A 16,908-nucleotide genomic window follows, 5' to 3' on the forward strand; every position below is an offset into this window, starting at 1 on the left:
ACTTCTCCTAGAAATTCAGGTTGTTGCGCAATTCGAATGCGGTGATCTGCTGCTGGTATTCGTGCCACTCATCCCACTTTGAGCGCAGGAAGTACTCAAAGACGTGTTCACCGAGGACCTCCGCCATAAACTCGGAGCGCTCAAATTCTCGGAGGGCTTGGTCCAGGCTGCTCGGCAGATCCTTGTACCCCATCGCACGGCGCTCGCGGCGGGTCAGCTGGTGGACGTCATCCTCGGCCGGATCCCCTAGCTCATAGCCTTCTCTGATTCCGCGCAAACCAGCAGCAAGGAGCACCGCGTAACCCAGGTAAGGGTTCATCGCTGAATCCAGCGAGCGGATTTCAACTCGGCGCGACATTTCCTTGGAAAGGCGGTAGGTGGGAACTCGCACCAGCGCAGAACGATTAGAGATTCCCCATGTCACTGACCCTGGAGCCTCGCTGCCAAACATCAGGCGCTTATAGGAGTTGGTCCACTGGTTGGTGATCGCTGTCATCTCCACTGCGTGTTCAAGAATGCCGGCGATGAACTGCCGTCCTGTGCTGGACAGCGAAATCTCATCATCGGGGTCGTGGAAGGCGTTGGAATCTCCCTCGAAAAGGCTCAAGTGAGTATGCATGCCCGAGCCTGAGCGGTCCTCGAAAGGCTTGGGCATGAACGTCGCGTGCACTCCTTGCTGGGAGGCAACCTCTTTGATGAGGTAGCGGAAGGTCATGATGTGGTCCGCCATCGACAATACGTCAGCATGGCGGAGGTCGATCTCCTGCTGGCCAGGTGAGGTCTCATGGTGGCTGAACTCCGTGGCGATGCCCATTGATTCCAACGCGTACATTGACCGGCGCCGGAAGCTCGGGGCGTTATCATGCGTGGCTTGGTCGAAATAGCCGCCGTTATCGGTGGCAACAAGCCTGTTGATATCGTGCGCGTCCTCAAGGAGATAAAACTCAATCTCAGGAGACGCCTTGCACGTGAATCCCTCATTGGCCGCCTCGGTTACCTGACGGCGCAGGATGTGGCGCGGGTCCACCAACGAAGGTTGCCCATCGGGCTGAGTAATGTCACAGAACATGCGCGCCGAGAGAAGCTCGGGCTCTTCCTTGTCAAAGGGCATGATCTGAAAGGTTGAAGGGTCCGGCATCGCGATGGTGTCGGCCTCCGAAATGCGGGAGAACCCTTCCACTGAAGAGCCGTCGAAGCCAACACCTTCCTCGAAGGCGGATTCCAACTCTGAGGGGCTCATTACCACCGATTTCAGCGCCCCCAAGATGTCAGTGAACCAGAGGCGAATGAAGCGGATATCGCGTTCTTCAACTGTACGAAGGACGAATTCGTGTTGGCTGTTCATGCTTTAAACCCTACCGCCGCGCGCCGAAGCCACGGAGAGAGTTTCTTCTTTTGCCCCCGCACCGACATGTATTAACCCAGTTGGCAAGAGTATCTCGGGGGCAAATTTTTTCGACTCCTCTGTCCCCTGTCGGCTTCACATGCTTGAATGGCCACACAACCGAACAGATGTACCCATAAAGAAGGATGAGGAACAGCCATGAACGCACAACACGCAACCCTGAGCCAGCGAGGAATCGAGCTCATTAGCCAAGCAGCCCAGCAAGGATGGTCGCCTAAAGACCTGCTCCATGTCCTGGGTAGTTTTTGCCACCCACTCATTTATCGCGCCGCCCCTCATGTTCCCGCACAGATTAGTTCCACTGCGCTGCGCAAGGAATGGTTGAGCATCACCCCGCCTGCCTCGATGACCATGTCTACCGATGACCTCATGCGACTTATTGAAGCAATCACTTTCCTGCCACCCCTTCGGGACGTTGAAGTGCTAGCGGCCCAACGAACCGACTCTCGGGCATCCCGCGACAGCAAGGAAGATAGGATCCGCGCCAAAATCTCTCATCTTTTGCGAAAAGCAGAATCCACTCCCTATGAAGAAGAAGCCAGCGCGCTCATCGCCAAAGCGCAGAGCCTGCAACAACGGCACCGCCTCGAGGAGACACTGACTAGTTCCTCGGACACGGTGGTATCCACACGCATCCATATCAGCGCTCCCTATATCAACCACAAAACACTCTGCTCAGCGTCATTGCGGATCGGAACGGATGCACCGCCCTCAGGCTGCATCCCAAAGGGATTGTCACCGTCATTGGCGCTGAAGAGGACGTTCACCACGTTACTGATCTTTTCGCCTCACTTCTACGGCAATGTGAATGGCATATGCACCACGGCGAACACGCCGAGAGTGCGCGCCAGCTTGGCAATGTGGCGTCTTTCCGCCGAAGCTTCATTCTGTCTTATGCCACCCGTATCGGTGAGTTATTGGAGGAAGCAAATTCAAAGCTGTTCTCCCACGACGTAGAAGGGACTGCTTCGGCACCAAGCGGCCCCAGCACTCGGCAAGACGAAATTACCCTGGCTCAGCAATCGCTATCGGCAGTCGAAGAACGCCGCCGCAACGCCGAAGCAGTGACTGATCGAATCTACCCCAATGCGCGCACCGTCTCCCTGGCGGTGAGAAGCCACGCAGGAGTATCCGCCGGCGCATCAGCTGCAGAAAAGTCCCACTTGGGAGGTGATTCCTCGGGGCTTAACGGACGCCGCCAACTCACCTGCTAAGGACGATTAATGGCAGGCACATTTGTGTTACTAGCCAGGTAACCTAGAAGGCGGTACCGAGGTTTGATGCCTCCTTTTTATCAATTCGCTCCCCGACGAAGGTGTGTACATGTCTCCAAAGACGTTCCTTGAAATCGAAGCCAAGTTCGCCGTGGATGAGACCACCCCCATGCCGGATCTCACCCACCTCGATGAGGTTTCCCGTGTTGCAGAAACCCGCCACCACTCGTTGTCCGCGATTTACTACGACACCGAGGACCTCCGCCTTACCCACGCGAAGATCACGCTGCGACGTCGCACCGGCGGAAATGATGATGGCTGGCACATCAAGATTCCCGGTGCGGAAGGTCGCACTGAGATCCGCGCGGAACTCGGTGAGCCCATCGACGGCAAATACGAGGTTCCGGACGAGTTGCTCCACCAGGTCCGATCGGTCGTGCGCAACCAGCCTCTTGAGCCGATCGCACAGGTGGATAACAACCGCACCGAGTTGCTCCTCATTGACGCAGACGAACAGCCAGTTGCTGAGTTCTGCGATGACCATGTCACCGCGTTCTCCTTCCTGCCGGGTGGTTCGCAGAGCACATGGCGCGAGTGGGAAGTAGAGCTCGCCGGGGACCTGCCAGGAAGCAAAGCAGGCAGCAAACTGCTGCGGCACGCCACTTCCCTATTGATCGGTTCTGGAGCTCGGGTTTCCTCCTCGCCGTCCAAGCTGAAGTCTGCATTGGGAGACTCCATCAACAACGTCGAGCTGCCTCCGGCCCTCGTCGCGTCCACTGTGGAGCCGGGCTCCCCCGCGGCGGCAGTCGTGGAGGCACTGAAGGCTAATCGGGACAAGCTCGTCGAATTCGATCCGCGGGTTCGCCGGGATGAGTGGGATTCGGTGCACCAAATGCGTGTGGCTACCCGTGAATTGCGCAGCCACTTGCAGACCTTCCACGGCATTGTGGTGGGCCCTGAGATCAAGCGCATCGAGTCAGATCTCAAGGAGCTTGCGGCCATGCTGGGCGTTGCCCGTGATGCCGAGGTTGTGGAAGAACGTTGGCAGAATCTGCTCGCATCCGAGGACTCCGATGTTCTCGATGACGCTACCCGCGAGCACATTGCGCATGACATGGGCCGTGCCTACCGCCGTGCGCATCGCCGAGTCATCGCCGCGCTCGATTCGGACCAATACCTGGCTCTGCTCGATGCACTGGACGCTTTCCTCGCCAACCCGCCGGTTGCCGGGGAAGACACCTCCGCTGACTCAGACAGCTCATCCGCGGATAGCGGAGCGGAAGACTCTGAAAGCGCCGAGTCGGCATCCACTGATTCCGCTCAGGAACAAGAAGCAGCACAAGACTACGAGCCGAAGCACGCCAAGTCTGATGAGGAAGCCGAGCCCCACGATCTCGACACGGTGATGGCCCTGCACCTCAAGCAGGCTTATGACAAGCTGGTCAAACGCCACAAGAAAGCCGTCTCCAACTGGGATAACACCGAGCTGACGCTGCACGAGCGTGAGGAGTACTTCCACGATATGCGCAAGGCAGCGAAGAAGCTGCGCTATGCCGCGGAAGCTGCTGGGTCCGCTACCACGCTGAAGACGAAGAACCTCTACAAGGCCTGCAAGCAGATGCAATCTGTCTTGGGAGACTTCCAGGATTCGGTGACCTCCCGCGATAAGCTGCTCGAGTTGGCAGAAAGCGCACGCCGCCGTGGTGAGGACGCCTTCGGCTATGGCCTTCTCTACCAGCGTGAGCGCATCATCGGATTGGAAGCACTCAACGCCTACTCGGATAGCTTCAAGGCCATCAAGTCTGCCTTCAAGCCGCTGCGCAAGAAACTGCGCTAGCCGGCTGGCTTTCCTCCTCTAGTCTTCCTGCGCTGCGAGGCAACAAGCCGAAGCGGCCCACACCTTCGCTCCCGTGCGGTGGTGTGGGCCGCTTCTGTTGAGCGGACTTCTTAAGTGGGTTTCTTAATCAGCCGTGCCGTTCTCGGCGGTGTGGTGCTTTAGTAATCGTCCTCGGCGGCGTCCTCAGCATCAGCTGCAGCGGTGCGTGCTTGCGCGATTTCGATGGCGCGCTCAGCCTCCTCACGGGAATCATAAGGTCCCATGCGGTTCTCCCAACCGGACACCTTGCCCTGGGATACCTCACCGGTGGACGGGTCATAGAACCACTTGTTATCGGCCTCAGCCATAATTTTCTCCATTCTCTTCATCTCTCACTCAGTGCACCCCACACTACAGACCGCCTACGTACCATGCCCGTTAGAATAGATAGGTCACTTAGTCCTGCTGCTACTTCTTTGGCAGGATATCGCCACCAGCAAAGGAGAACCTTCCCGATGCCCCTGTGGACTGCCCCTTCGACCCCGGCCGTCGACCGCGTTCGCGCCGCACACCGCGAGAACGTGGGCGCTGAATCAGCACACGTCGCCAGCGCCCCCGCCACTTGGGCACTCATTGGCGAGCACATCGACCACTACGGCGGCATCGCCATCATGGGGCTTGCAGATATCCGCGCGGCAGCAGCTGTCAGCCCCCGCAGCGACGGACTCGTCAAGGTTCACCTCGAGTACACCAATGGCGAGACCGTTGAAGACGAGATCTCCCTCGAACAGGTTTCTGCCCTCGCTGCACAACAGCAGCCCAGCGTGGATTCTGAAGGCCAGCCCATCGAACCCCCAGCACCCGAAGGCGCTATCGCGGCGCGCCTCGGCGGCATCATCTACACCATGATTAACCGCCAGCTCCTTACCCGCGAAACCGCTGGTGCCGATATCACCGTGGTCAACGACATCCCCGATTCAACTGGATTCGGCGCCGCAGCAGCCATCGACATCGCCACCGCTTTGGCGTTGCTCGGCACGGCGGATGATCTGCATGGCGCCCCGCTGCGCGCCCGTATCGCAGAGGTCTGTTCCCAAGCGGTTGGCACCTTCGCGCGATTCCCTGCACTGCGCGCTCGTCACTCCGCTGCCCTGCGCGGCGCAGGTGATTCCATCACCATCATCGACTACGCCGATGGCTCCGTGACCCAGGCACCCCACATGATCAACAAGGACATTGCAGCCTTCGCCTTGGCCGTGCCCGGAGACGTGGATTCCGCTGAGGCCGTGACGGAGATTCGCGCCCGCGAGCGATTCATCGACGCCGCCTGCCGCGCCTTCGGCACGCCGTCGCTGCGCTTGTTGCCGGATGCGCCCCAGCGCGTCCTTGAGTGGCTGGCCGCGGTCCACAAGGTGCACGGCACCGAGAACCAGCCGACCATCGCCGAAGCCACGGCATGGCTGACCTTCTACTCGGAGGAAACTGAGCGCGCCGAAGGCATTGCTCGTGCTTTGCGCTCCCGCCGCGGCACCGAGCTCTTCCCGCTGCTCACACAGTCGCAGTCTGCCTTGGCCACCGTCTATGGTTTCAACTCCGCAGAAAAACTCGCGCAGCTGGCCACCGCCCGCGGTGCCGTCGCCTCACGCTCTGCTCACGCCGGCACATCCTCCGCCGTCATCGCCTACGTGCCGAGCGCTAGGGCCACAAACTTCGCGGCCGACTTGGCCGAGGACGGCCTGCTGGTCATTCCGCTTTCTGCCGGAAGCCCTGCAATCACCGAGGACTAATCTGCCGGCCAGGCAAAGAGCACATCGCGCTCCGCAACGTCGGCCTTCACCAAGGACACCATCGTTTCCTTGCCGGTCTCTGGGTGGCCTACGGCCTGCCCAATCACCGGTGGGTCCAGCACGAAGAGCCGTGCTTTCTCGCGCTTTGGCCCACCATCAACCACGACGGCTTCGAAGTTGGTGCCTACCCACGGCGCCAAGACGGTCGCCTCCGTGAGGTTCAAGCACGCCTTATCCACCTGGGAGGCCAACTGCGATGTTGAGCGCATCGTGGACATGACATCCCCGGCGCGCTCGCGCACCCACTGCGGAACCTCGTAGCCACCGCTCAGCGCCAAGCAGACCTCCGTGGCGAAGCGGTCGACAAGCCTCCGCAGCGGGGCGGTCACGTGCGCATAGTAGCCGCCGATTCCCGCGTGCACGTCCGCTTGGCCATCTTCGAGCCACACGTAGTCCGCACCCCGCAAAAGCCGCTGGGCCTCACGCATCACCGCCATCCCGCGCGGTGAATCCGCATCCACGGAATGGAGGAATTCCGAGATGCTGCGCTCCCCCAGCTCGAAGCCCAGCGCCTCCGCTTCCGAGCGAAAAGCTGCCTCGGCCTCCGGGGTGGCCGCAGATAGGGTGCGCAGGAAACCAACTCCGTGTTCTTCCATCAACCGCCCCGCACACATTCCGGTAAGCAAGGAAATCTCCGAGTTATAGTCCATCACCTCGTGACGCGGCTCCATCACCAGCTCGTAGTGCCCTTCTTCCCCATCGCTGCTTTCAGATACGCGCTGCGAAGGAAGGCGCAGGTTGATCGCCTCGCGGCGCAGCGCGGAGGCCTGGCGTAGCTTTCCTACTTCCGGCAGCAAGGCGATGGAGGAATGCAGCGCACCATTCTCCAAGTCCTCATGGACCTGGTCATAGTCCAGCCGCGCGCGGCTGCGCACGAGCGCGCGCTCCACCGAGAAGTCCTCCACCTCACCCGCGGAGTCAAGGTCGAAGGTCCAGAGGACGGCGGGGCGGTCGACGTCGGCAAGCAGCGAAGCCCTATCTTCGGAGAGCTCCGGCGGGTGCAGCCGCGCTGGCTCATCAGGCAGGTAGATAGTCTGGCCGCGCTTGAGGGACTCGGTCTCGAGTGCGGAGCCCGGTTCAATGAAAGCGGCAACATCCGCGATGGCATAGAGCACGCGGTAGCCGCCATCGCGCGCCTCAATGAAGACGGCCTGGTCCAGATCCTTGGAGCCAGCCGGGTCAATGGTCACCAACGGGATGTCCCGGGCATCGCGGCGCTGCTCGGCATAGCGGTCCTGCGCGGACGCGGCCTGTGCGGTGACCTCCTCTGGGAAGTCGGTAGGAACAGAAAACTCCTCAGCGATGGGCCGAAAGTCCAAGGGCGCGGCATACAGTTTCATGCCGCCCCATTGTTCCAAAAAATAAAAGTGTAGGGCGCGAATGAGCCAACCTATAAGCCGGATTCTGTGCCGCGCGCGTGGCGCGGTGGCAAACATCCATCCAGGCCAACCGTTGCCAGTTGACTCAAGCAGCTACCTTCAGGCTTCGGCGAGCAACCTACTAACGCCTGATCGGGCCCGCTAGCGTGGCGGGCCGTGATGCCTTGCTCCCAGTGGGGTTTACCCAGCCACCGCCATCGCTGACGGTGCTGGTGCGCTCTTACCGCACCCTTTCACCCTTACCGCTTACCCCACGCCGCGCCGGAGCGAAGCGAAGGGCGCGGCGGTCTACTTTCTGTTGCACTTTCCCGCGGGTCACCCCGGGTTGCTGTTAGCAACCACCGTGCTCTGTGGAGTCCGGACTTTCCTCGGCCCGCGCCTAGTCCCATAACGGAACCGGTTCGACGGAACGCGTTTGCCCGGTCGGCTCATTCGCGCCTGTTAGTTTATCGCAGCGCGCCCAGATGCCCCACATCGTTGAAACGGTGCAGAGTGCTGCCGCCGTCGAAGAATTCAACCTCACTCACAGAAGCCAGCTCTAAGAAGAGGTGGTTGGGTGTTTGCGGTCCGGAATCAAGCGCCTGGCGCACGAAGGACTTGATGGGGTTGACGTGGGAAACCACGAGAACGGTCTGCCCCGCGTAGCGCTGCTGCAACTTACGGCGCGCAGCACTGACGCGGCGGTGCACGACGCGCAGGGACTCCCCGCCCGGGCAGGCCACGGACGTATCCTTCAGCCAGCGCGCGTGAAGCTCGGGGTCGGCGGCGTCGGCTTCAGCAAAGGTCTTGCCCTCCCAGCGTCCAAAGTCCACCTCAATGAGGTCCTCGACGGTTTCCACACGCAGGTCACGGCCCTTAACCACGGCCGCGGCCGTCTGCTGGCAGCGGCGCAACGGCGAGCACACCACGGCATCGATGTGGGTATCGGCCAAGGCTTGGGCAGCGGCGAGCGCTTGCTTCTTGCCCAACTCAGTCAACTCGGGGTTCGCGCGCCCGGAGTATTGCTTGGCGGCGGACATCGCCGTCTGCCCGTGGCGCAGCAGGATGAAGCGGGTGGCTGGGCCACGCTCGGGGCGCCAGTCGGCCGCGGTTGAGGACGCAGTGCTTGGCGACGTCTCCCCTGCCTCCCCACTGCCCGCAGCATCGAGAGCAGCGTCCGCTTCAATGGCGTCGCCGGCACCCATGTCGAGGATGCCCACGGGCTCGCCCTTCGCGGCGGCATCCATGGCGACGTTGGACAGCTCATCGGCCACCGAGTTCTTGGCGCGCGGTACCCACTCGAGGCTGAAGCGCGGAATCTGGTTGAGCAGGCGGCGCGCCTCGATGGCGAGCTTTTGCATGTCCGGGTGCTTGATCTTCCAGCGCCCGTTCATCTGCTCCACCACGAGCTTGGAGTCCATATAAAACTCCACCTCGTCGGCGCCCAGCTCCACCGCGGCCTCAAGGCCACGCAGCAGGCCGTGGTATTCGGCCACGTTATTGGTGGACTTCTGGCCCACGACGTAGGCGATTTCCCTGAGCAGCTGCGAGCGGTCCTCGTTGTACACCGCCGTGCCAGAACCGGCTATCCCGGGGTTTCCGCGGGAGCCGCCATCAGCGAAGATGACTAGCTTCATGAGGCCGGGCGCACCAGGTAGGAGCCGCAATCGGAGCACTGCGGAAGCTCGTCGGCCGCCGCGTTGCGCACTGCGTTCTGCTCGGCCGGCGGCAACACGATGAAGCAGCCGCCGCAAGCGCGGCCGGTGAAGGCCGCGGCCCCCACACCGTTTTCTTCGCGCACGGTTTCGTATTCTTCCAGGACATCCGCGGGCAGCTGCTCGCGCAGCTGGCCGATGCGCACCTGTGGGTCGGGGCGGTTCGCCGCAGCCTCCTGGGCGGCCTCGGCCGCGCGCTTGAGGACTTCGAGCTTGCGCTCCGAATCGGAGACCTTTGCGCCGTGGACGTCCAGGTTGGCACGCAGGGCGTGGATTTCGTTGTGGGCTTCCTGCAGCTCGCTCATGAGATCCGCGATACGGGACTTGGCCGCGTAGAGATCGTGCTCCAGATCCTTGCGGGTCTCCGGGTCGGTCGCGGCGCCGAGCTGTGCCTTGTCATCGCGCTCGCGCTGGCGCAGCTTGCGCTCATCAGCCTGGATGCGCAGGATCTCCATCTCCATGTCATCAACGGCGAGCTGGGCGGAGCCGGAGGCGTCGACAAGCCGGGCGTGTGCGGCCTGAGCCTTCTCGTATTCCTCTTGCTCCGGGATGGTGGGAGTTCCACCGTGCGCCTGGGAGCGCTCGAGGGTGGCCAGCTCCAGCAGGATGTTCTGCAGGTCCTGTGGCAGTTTCATTTAGTTCTCCTTATGCGCAGAAATCGTCCATGGGTCGGTGCGGACATCGATGATCTCGGTGTTCACGCGCAATGCGTCCTCCACAATATCGCGCGCCTGGGCAGTCCAGGGAAACTCGCTGGCCCAGTGAGCAGTATCCACCACGGCTGGGCCCTCCGGCTCCGCCAAGTGTGCGGCGCGCAGGTGCTCATCCACCGGGTGGTGGCGCAAATCGGAGGTGACGTAGACGTCCACTCCGAGCGCGGCCGCCTGGTCCAGGAAAGAGTCCCCCGAGCCGCTGGAGACGGCCACGCGTTTAATCAGGCGATCCGGGTCACCGGCCGCGCGCACTCCCCACTCGGTTTCCGGGAGGGCATCGGCCACGCGCTGGGTGAATTCGCGCAGAGTCACTGGCTCCTCCAGCTCGCCCACGCGCCCTAGCCCCAAGGCCTCGTCGAGGTTCTCATAGGGCTCCACCGGGACGATGGGGCGCCCAGGCTTGATTCCGACGAGCTCAGCCAGCTTGTCGTTGACACCCGGGCGTGCTTTATCCGCGTTGGTATGCGCGGCCAACAGGGCCACGCCGTTGCGGATGAGAGTGTGAATGACCTTGCCCTTCGGGGTATCCACCGCCACCGAGGTCACCCCGCGCAGAAGCAGCGGGTGATGCACCACGAGCATCTGCGCGCCGAGTTCCACAGCTTTGTCTGCCACCTCCTGGGTGCAGTCCAGAGCGAAAGCCACGGTGCTCACCTCATCCGTGGGGTCGCCGCATACCAGGCCAACGGCATCCCAGGGCTCGGCCAGCTGCGGCGGGTAGGCCTCGTGGATAACGCGGCGGATCTCGCCAACGGTCGTGTGTTCTGCCATCTCCTATGCTCCTTATACGGCTTGAGGTTTCACGTCAATCGCGTCGCTGCTATATCCTAGCTTTCGTTCGTCAGCGCACCCCTCTAGCTTAAGGAGCCTTTGCATGACGCCTCCGGAGAACAACAACCAGCTCCACATCGTCTTCGTGTGCACGGGCAATATTTGCCGCTCACCAATGGCGGAAATCATTACCCGCGATGCCATGGAGACCGACATGCTCGATCTCCTCGCGCGCGTGGACTCCTGCGGCCTCGGCGGCTGGCACGTGGGCCAGGGCGCGGATGAGCGCGCCGTGGCGGAGCTGCGCCGCGGCGGCCACGATGGTGCCGGCCACCAGGCTGCCCAGCTGGGCGAAGAGCACATGGACGCGGATCTCTTCGTGGCCATGGACACCGGCCACCGCGATGCCCTCCTAGATCGCGGCATCCCACAGGAGAAGGTGCGCCTCATGCGCAGCTTCGATCCGAATTCCCCGGAGGATGCCAGCGTAGAGGATCCTTTCTACGGCACGGAGGAGGATTTCGCCCGCACCCGCGAGGAGATTGATGCCGCCGTTCCCGGCCTACTCGAGTGGATTAAGACGAACCACGGCTAGATAATTCTTTGCGGCTACTAGACTGATCATCATGCTCAAGACATTCCTCAAGCCTGGGTGGGTGCTCTTTCTCATCTTCGTCGTCGCCTTTTCCTATTTCTCTTTCACGGTGCTGGCACCGTGGCAGCTAAATAAGGACGATCAGATTGTGGAGCGCAACCACCTCATTGAGGAGGCCTATGAGGCCGACCCCCAACCGGTCACCGAGGTTTTTTCGGCGGATGGTTCCTTGCACAAGGAGTGGGAGCGCGCGGAGCTAACTGGCCACTACCTCCCGGAGGATGAGGTTCTCCTGCGCTTGCGCCCGGTGGAGTCCGCCCCGGGCTTCCAGTCACTGGTCCCCTTTGAAACCGAATCCGGCGAGACCTTCCTGGTCAACCGCGGCTGGATGCCCACGGATGAGGGCAATTCCGTGCCCCACATCGACCCGGCGCCCACGGACAAGGTGACCATCGTGGGCATGGCGCGCTACAACGAGCGCGAGCACTCCTCCGCCCCCATTGAGGAGCAGGGCTACACGCAGGTCTATTCCATCAATACGGAGCAGATAGCAGAGCTTGTCGACGTCCCCCTCGCCCACGACTACCTCCAACTCTCCCCCGAGCAACCAGGTGAGCTGAATGCACTGCCGGTGCCGAAGTTGGACCGTGGCAATCACCTCTCCTACGGCTACCAGTGGATTGCCTTCGGCGTGATGGCGCCGCTGGGCTTTGCTTACTTCGTGTGGTCTGAGATTCGGGAGCGCCGCCGCGCCCGCGACGAGGAGACCCTGATGGCTGAGGCCACCGCGGCCGCCACCAGTGCTGGCTCCCCCGATGCGTCCGCAGACGTCGATATCTCCGAGCACGAGGAGCCTGCGAGCGAGCACCCCGAAGCCACAGCGCCTTCTGCCTCAGGACCAAGACCGGCGGCTGGAACGCAGCCTTCCCGCCGCTCCCGCTCGCGCTATGGCTCCGCCAAGCCGGACTTCTACGAGAAGATCCGCGAGCGCGGTCAGGAACGCTTCTAGCCTCGGCCCCCAAAGGGGACGATCATGAACGCGATTGCGTGGACGTGAGAAGCGACCGAAACCGAGATTTCCGAGATTGCCGGCTTTCTAAACATGGAGATTGCCGACAGTATTCTTGAAGCCGCTGGCTGCACCGCTGAGAACTGCATTCCCAACTGGGGCGAAGACATGGGCCTGACCCCGGAAAGTAGACACGTCGGGGGTTAGGCCCGATCGACACTCCCCACTAGAGCAAAAAGCATCTTTCACCCAAGCGCAAAGGCTTCCTTCTCATTCACGCGCGACCCTACTAAATATGGGTCAATGCGGATACCGATGCACCTTCCTGTGCTCGAACCAGGCCCAAATCAAAGAAGCCAAGAACAACAGTGGCGTAACCCACGCCAGACGATGCCACCAATGTGCTCCAAAGTATGATTCATCAGCACTTAGTCCTGCTAGATAATTGATTACAAGCGTTGCGATGAACAGCACTACAACGACAGTAACGCTCGACCAGTAGGCTGCGCTTTTCTGTTTACGCGTCAATGCCATCCTCCTCAATACATGTTTGCTGTTTTAGCGCGGGTTTGTGTGGTTAGTAGTCTCCCCCACCCGGATTACATCGTTCGGCCATTGTTCTAGGAAGCTTCACATTTGAGGTATACCCTAACCGAACACTAATTCCGGAACCATACCAAGTGTTCGCTAGGGTTAAACCCTGACCAAACCCCCGAACGCCAACACACCCAACTCAAAGCAGCCGGAGCAGTCCGCATCTACGCCGACCGCCAAAGCGGCCTTCGCCCTAGAGCACCCGCGGGCAACCGCCGAGCACGACGAAACCCCTCTCCGACTTAACGGAAAGGGGTTTCATTTGGTGCGGCCTGAGGGGATCGAACCCCCGACCTACTGGGTGTAAACCAGTTGCTCTTCCAGCTGAGCTAAAGCCGCAGTGCACTTGGTGTGCTCGAACAAGATTAGCCCATGGGCAGCCGCAGCAACAAATCGGGGTGTGATTCGACGCTGCGGATGCCGCGTGAGCAGGGAAATCCTGCGATTTCCCTTAGGGCTTCTTGGTGTATCCGCGGGCCACGAGGCAGGAACCCTGCCACTCACCGAGGCGCTCGGCCTTGGTCTGTACGAGGCCGGCCAGCTGTGCGGATTCGGAGATCTCGCCCGGCTCCAGGTTGCCCGGCTTTCCAGCACCCGGGGTCAGCAGCCAGATACGGCCGGAATCACCCAGGGGACGGGTGGCATCCACCAGCCCATCGACCAAGTCGCCGTCCTCCGCGCGCCACCACAGCAGCACGAGGTCACACAGTTCGTCGGTCTCTTCCTCGAGGAAGTCCTCCCCCAACACGTCCTCGATGGACTCAGAAATCGTGGAGTCACAGTCCTCGTCCCAGCCAAGTTCCAGGGCAATCTGGCCCTCCTCGACGCCGAGCTTGGCTGCAAATCCCGTCACTCGCTGAGTTCCTTCCGATGAAGTAGTTGATGTCATGCAGAGTATTTTAACGTCTACGGTGCACTTTTTCGCGTCAAACCTCCCCCATTCTTGCCCCAAGGTGGACATTTTCCCTCATAAAACCACCCGTGGGGGCCTCCGAGTGCCCCACCGTGAACGAGGCGCGTATCCTAGAGCAAGATCTGTGTACTACGACCCAGGAGGATTTAATGGCCGACTTGGACGCCCACAACGGCGACTCCAACTTTCCCATCGTTCGCGATGGCGTGGCAGCATACCTGCATGACTCCGACCCGGAGGAGACCCGCGAGTGGATGGACTCCCTCGATGGTCTTCTAGATTCTTCCGATCCGGAGCGCGCCCGCTACCTCATGCTGCGTCTTCTTGAGCGCGCTACCGCTAAGCGCGTGCCGTTGCCGTCCCTGACGTCCTCGGATTTTGTTAACACCATCCCCACCTCCCTCGAGCCGGAGTTCCCGGGCGATGAGGAATTGGAGAAGCGCTACCGCCGCTGGATCCGCTGGAACGCGGCCATCATGGTACACCGCGCGCAGCGCCCAGGCATTGGCGTCGGCGGACACATCTCGACCTACGCAGGCGCTGCCCCGCTGTATGAGGTGGGTCTGAACCACTTCTTCAAGGGCAAGGACGATCCCTCCGGCGGTGACCAAGTTTTCTTCCAGGGTCACGCTTCCCCGGGTGTCTACGCCCGCGCCTTCATGGAGGGCCGCCTGAGCGAGGAGGACCTCGACGGCTTCCGCCAGGAGCACTCCCGCGGCGAGGGCAATGGCCTGCCTTCTTACCCGCACCCGCGCCTGATGCCGGACTTCTGGGAATTCCCCACTGTGTCCATGGGCCTTGGCCCGATCAACGCCATTTACCAGGCACGCTTCAACAAGTACCTGGAGAAGCGCGGCATTAAGGACACTTCCAAGCAGCACGTCTGGGCCTTCCTGGGTGACGGCGAGATGGATGAGCCGGAGTCCCGCGGTCTGCTGCAGATGGCTTCCCTCTATGAGCTGGATAACCTGACCTTCGTGGTCAATTGCAACCTGCAGCGCCTTGACGGCCCAGTGCGCGGTAACACCCAGATCATTCAGGAGCTGGAGTCCTTCTTCCGCGGTGCCGGCTGGTCCGTCATAAAGATTGTCTGGGGCCGTGGCTGGGACAAGCTGCTAGAAGCCGATAAGGACGGCGCCCTGGTCAACATCATGAACACCACCTCCGATGGTGACTACCAGACCTTCAAGGCGAACGACGGTGCCTACGTGCGCGAGCACTTCTTCGGCCGCGATGAGCGCACGCTCAAGCTGGTGGAGGACATGTCCGATGATGAGATTTGGGCACTACGCCGCGGTGGCCACGACTACCGCAAGATCTACGCTGCCTACGACAAGGCGTTGAGCTACGCGGGCACCGGCCGCCCGACGGTCATCCTGGCCCACACCATTAAGGGCTACGGCCTGGGCCACAACTTCGAGGGCCGCAATGCTACCCACCAGATGAAGAAGCTGACGCTGGAGGATCTCAAGCTCTTCCGCGATAAGCAGGGCATCCCGATCAGCGATGAGCAGCTCGAGGCCGATCCGTACCTGCCGCCGTACTACCACCCGGGCAAAGATGCTCCGGAGATCAAGTACATGCTGGAGCGTCGTAAAGAGCTGGGCGGCTTCCTGCCGGAGCGCCGTGAGAACTTCGAGACTCTGTCAACCCCAGACCTGTCCAAGCTGCGCTCGGTACGCAAGGGTTCCGGCAAGCAGGACGTGGCCACGACCATGGCGCTGGTGCGTACCTTCAAGGAGCTCATGCGCGACAAGGAGCTGGGCAAGCGCGTCGTGCCGATCATCCCGGATGAGGCCCGCACCTTCGGTATGGACTCGTGGTTCCCCACCCTGAAGATCTGGAACCCGCGCGGCCAGAACTACGTTCCGGTGGACCACGACCTCATGCTCTCCTACCGCGAGGCCACGGACGGCCAGATTCTGCACGAGGGCATTTCTGAGGCCGGTGCCGCAGCGTCCTTCACTGCGGCGGCTACTTCCTACGCCACCCAGGGCGAGGCGATGATCCCGCTGTACATCTTCTACTCGATGTTCGGCTTCCAGCGCACCGGTGATGCCTTCTGGGCTGCTGGCGACCAGCTGGGCCGCGGCTTCATCATCGGCGCTACCGCCGGCCGCACCACCCTGACCGGTGAGGGCCTGCAGCACATGGACGGCCACTCCCCAATCTTGGCGTCGACCAACCCGGCTGTGGAGGTCTACGACCCAGCCTTCGGCTACGAGATTGCGCACTTGGTCCCCCGCGGTATCGAGCGCATGTACGGCGAGGACAACGAGCCAATCATGTACTACATCACCGTGTACAACGAGCCGGTCAAGCAGCCTGCCGAGCCGGAGAACCTCGATGTCGAGGGCCTGCACAAGGGCATCTACCACTACAACACCGCTGAGTCCGGCTCCATCCCTGCCAACATCCTGGCCTCCGGTGTGGGTATGTACGAGGCTCTGCGCGCCCAGGAGATCCTGGCTGAGAACTACGACGTCAAGGCTTCGCTGTTCTCCGTCACGTCCTGGGTCAAGCTGGCTCGCGACGGTGCTGCCCGCAACCAGGAGGCGCTGCGCAAGGGCACGGAGCCGACCGAGGCATTCGCTACCTCCCAGCTCAAGGGCTTCGAGGGACCGTTCGTCGGTGTCTCCGACTTTGCCACGGACCTGCAGGAGCAGATTCGCCCCTACGTCCCGGGTGAGTACATCGTCCTGGGCGCAGACGGCTTCGGCTTCTCCGACACCCGTGAGGGTGCTCGCCGCTACTTCAACATCGACGCCGAGTCCATCGTCGTCGGCGTCCTCGAGGGCCTCGCCCGCGAGGGCAAGGTGGAGCGCAGCACCGTAGAGAAGGCGGCCCGCGAGCTAAAGCTCGACGACCCGACCGCCACCGTCTCCACGTCCTCCGATGAGGACTAAGCCTTAAGGCTTTTCAGCTCTAGCCCCTTCTGCCTGAGCAGGAGGGGCTTTC

14 protein-coding genes, 1 tRNA gene and 1 other RNA gene are annotated in these 16,908 nt (G+C 61.6%); 7 read left to right on the plus strand and 9 right to left on the minus strand.

Annotated elements, in window-relative coordinates; translation table 11 throughout:
• Positions 1-7: 7 nt before the first annotated feature.
• Positions 8-1,345, minus strand: a complete 1,338-nt coding sequence (locus HMPREF2781_RS02055; RefSeq protein ID WP_070643947.1) for a glutamine synthetase family protein — start codon at positions 1,343-1,345, stop codon at positions 8-10.
• A gap of 198 nt (positions 1,346-1,543) precedes the next feature.
• Here HMPREF2781_RS02055 and HMPREF2781_RS02060 point away from each other — a divergent pair, with 198 nt between their 5' ends.
• From HMPREF2781_RS02060 to HMPREF2781_RS02065, 3 genes are all read left to right on the plus strand, one after another.
• Entirely contained in the window at positions 1,544-2,362 is an 819-nt protein-coding gene (locus tag HMPREF2781_RS02060; RefSeq protein ID WP_246821750.1) for a DUF2786 domain-containing protein, read from the plus strand.
• A 107-nt stretch (positions 2,363-2,469) separates the two neighbouring features.
• The gene (locus tag HMPREF2781_RS12685) at positions 2,470-2,619 is read left to right on the plus strand and encodes a hypothetical protein (RefSeq protein WP_246821751.1); all 150 of its coding nucleotides are present in this window, start codon (positions 2,470-2,472) and stop codon (positions 2,617-2,619) included.
• Positions 2,620-2,728: 109 nt separating this feature from the next.
• Positions 2,729-4,456: a CYTH and CHAD domain-containing protein gene (locus HMPREF2781_RS02065; protein ID WP_070643950.1), complete on the plus strand. Its 1,728-nt coding sequence runs from the start codon at positions 2,729-2,731 to the stop codon at positions 4,454-4,456.
• Between the two features lie 158 nt (positions 4,457-4,614).
• On the opposite strand, the gene HMPREF2781_RS02070 is transcribed toward HMPREF2781_RS02065, so the two are convergent.
• Complete coding sequence (locus HMPREF2781_RS02070) at positions 4,615-4,803, minus strand: hypothetical protein (RefSeq protein ID WP_012715171.1); 189 nt, start codon at positions 4,801-4,803, stop codon at positions 4,615-4,617.
• A gap of 147 nt (positions 4,804-4,950) precedes the next feature.
• Between HMPREF2781_RS02070 and HMPREF2781_RS02075 the strand changes: the two genes are divergently transcribed.
• Positions 4,951-6,222 (plus strand): galactokinase family protein, encoded by a 1,272-nt coding sequence (locus HMPREF2781_RS02075; protein WP_070643952.1) that lies wholly within the window; start codon positions 4,951-4,953, stop codon positions 6,220-6,222.
• On the opposite strand, the gene HMPREF2781_RS02080 is transcribed toward HMPREF2781_RS02075, so the two are convergent.
• The 5 genes from HMPREF2781_RS02080 to HMPREF2781_RS02100 form a co-directional block, all read right to left on the minus strand.
• Positions 6,219-7,622, minus strand: a complete 1,404-nt coding sequence (locus tag HMPREF2781_RS02080) for an RNB domain-containing ribonuclease (RefSeq protein ID WP_070643955.1) — start codon at positions 7,620-7,622, stop codon at positions 6,219-6,221. The two genes, HMPREF2781_RS02075 and HMPREF2781_RS02080, sit on opposite strands and share 4 nt — an antisense overlap.
• 37 nt (positions 7,623-7,659) lie before the next feature.
• Positions 7,660-8,092, minus strand: an RNA gene (gene rnpB, locus HMPREF2781_RS02085) — RNase P RNA component class A.
• Between the two features lie 15 nt (positions 8,093-8,107).
• A complete protein-coding gene (locus HMPREF2781_RS02090) occupies positions 8,108-9,277 on the minus strand; it encodes a bifunctional RNase H/acid phosphatase (RefSeq protein WP_070643957.1) in 1,170 nt (389 codons plus the stop codon).
• The gene (locus HMPREF2781_RS02095; protein WP_070643960.1) at positions 9,274-9,990 is read right to left on the minus strand and encodes a zinc ribbon domain-containing protein; all 717 of its coding nucleotides are present in this window, start codon (positions 9,988-9,990) and stop codon (positions 9,274-9,276) included. The genes HMPREF2781_RS02090 and HMPREF2781_RS02095 overlap by 4 nt, the downstream gene beginning before the upstream one ends.
• Complete coding sequence (locus HMPREF2781_RS02100) at positions 9,991-10,839, minus strand: Nif3-like dinuclear metal center hexameric protein (protein WP_070643962.1); 849 nt, start codon at positions 10,837-10,839, stop codon at positions 9,991-9,993.
• A 103-nt stretch (positions 10,840-10,942) separates the two neighbouring features.
• Here HMPREF2781_RS02100 and HMPREF2781_RS02105 point away from each other — a divergent pair, with 103 nt between their 5' ends.
• Both HMPREF2781_RS02105 and HMPREF2781_RS02110 read left to right on the plus strand, forming a co-directional pair.
• A complete protein-coding gene (locus tag HMPREF2781_RS02105) occupies positions 10,943-11,434 on the plus strand; it encodes a low molecular weight protein-tyrosine-phosphatase (protein WP_070643965.1) in 492 nt (163 codons plus the stop codon).
• Positions 11,435-11,465: 31 nt separating this feature from the next.
• Positions 11,466-12,443: an SURF1 family cytochrome oxidase biogenesis protein gene (locus HMPREF2781_RS02110; RefSeq protein ID WP_070643967.1), complete on the plus strand. Its 978-nt coding sequence runs from the start codon at positions 11,466-11,468 to the stop codon at positions 12,441-12,443.
• Between the two features lie 857 nt (positions 12,444-13,300).
• Here the strand turns inward: HMPREF2781_RS02110 and HMPREF2781_RS02115 are convergent.
• Together HMPREF2781_RS02115 and HMPREF2781_RS02120 are read right to left on the minus strand one after the other, a co-directional pair.
• Positions 13,301-13,376 (minus strand) — tRNA-Val (locus tag HMPREF2781_RS02115).
• 112 nt (positions 13,377-13,488) lie between these two features.
• Positions 13,489-13,926, minus strand: coding sequence for a DUF3052 domain-containing protein (locus HMPREF2781_RS02120; RefSeq protein ID WP_070643970.1), 438 nt, complete (start codon positions 13,924-13,926; stop codon positions 13,489-13,491).
• Positions 13,927-14,099: 173 nt separating this feature from the next.
• Here HMPREF2781_RS02120 and aceE point away from each other — a divergent pair, with 173 nt between their 5' ends.
• On the plus strand, positions 14,100-16,856 hold the full coding sequence (gene aceE, locus HMPREF2781_RS02125) for a pyruvate dehydrogenase (acetyl-transferring), homodimeric type (RefSeq protein ID WP_070643973.1): 2,757 nt from the start codon (positions 14,100-14,102) through the stop codon (positions 16,854-16,856).
• Positions 16,857-16,908 lie beyond the last annotated feature (52 nt).

The sequence above is a fragment of the Corynebacterium sp. HMSC062A03 genome, from assembly GCF_001811145.1.
In the GTDB taxonomy this organism is placed as follows: Bacteria; Actinomycetota; Actinomycetes; order Mycobacteriales; family Mycobacteriaceae; genus Corynebacterium; species Corynebacterium aurimucosum.

What these genes read in the sequence shown, in the direction of transcription:
- HMPREF2781_RS02055 (WP_070643947.1), bottom strand. Translation starts at nt 1,345, where the DNA reads ATGAACAGCCAACACGAATTCGTCCTTCGTACAGTTGAAGAACGCGAT.
- HMPREF2781_RS02060 (WP_246821750.1), top strand. Translation starts at nt 1,544, where the DNA reads ATGAACGCACAACACGCAACCCTGAGCCAGCGAGGAATCGAGCTCATT.
- HMPREF2781_RS02065 (WP_070643950.1), top strand. Translation starts at nt 2,729, where the DNA reads ATGTCTCCAAAGACGTTCCTTGAAATCGAAGCCAAGTTCGCCGTGGAT.
- HMPREF2781_RS02070 (WP_012715171.1), bottom strand. Translation starts at nt 4,803, where the DNA reads ATGGCTGAGGCCGATAACAAGTGGTTCTATGACCCGTCCACCGGTGAG.
- HMPREF2781_RS02075 (WP_070643952.1), top strand. Translation starts at nt 4,951, where the DNA reads ATGCCCCTGTGGACTGCCCCTTCGACCCCGGCCGTCGACCGCGTTCGC.
- HMPREF2781_RS02080 (WP_070643955.1), bottom strand. Translation starts at nt 7,622, where the DNA reads ATGAAACTGTATGCCGCGCCCTTGGACTTTCGGCCCATCGCTGAGGAG.
- HMPREF2781_RS02090 (WP_070643957.1), bottom strand. Translation starts at nt 9,277, where the DNA reads ATGAAGCTAGTCATCTTCGCTGATGGCGGCTCCCGCGGAAACCCCGGG.
- HMPREF2781_RS02095 (WP_070643960.1), bottom strand. Translation starts at nt 9,990, where the DNA reads ATGAAACTGCCACAGGACCTGCAGAACATCCTGCTGGAGCTGGCCACC.
- HMPREF2781_RS02100 (WP_070643962.1), bottom strand. Translation starts at nt 10,839, where the DNA reads ATGGCAGAACACACGACCGTTGGCGAGATCCGCCGCGTTATCCACGAG.
- HMPREF2781_RS02105 (WP_070643965.1), top strand. Translation starts at nt 10,943, where the DNA reads ATGACGCCTCCGGAGAACAACAACCAGCTCCACATCGTCTTCGTGTGC.
- HMPREF2781_RS02110 (WP_070643967.1), top strand. Translation starts at nt 11,466, where the DNA reads ATGCTCAAGACATTCCTCAAGCCTGGGTGGGTGCTCTTTCTCATCTTC.
- HMPREF2781_RS02120 (WP_070643970.1), bottom strand. Translation starts at nt 13,926, where the DNA reads ATGACATCAACTACTTCATCGGAAGGAACTCAGCGAGTGACGGGATTT.
- aceE (WP_070643973.1), top strand. Translation starts at nt 14,100, where the DNA reads ATGGCCGACTTGGACGCCCACAACGGCGACTCCAACTTTCCCATCGTT.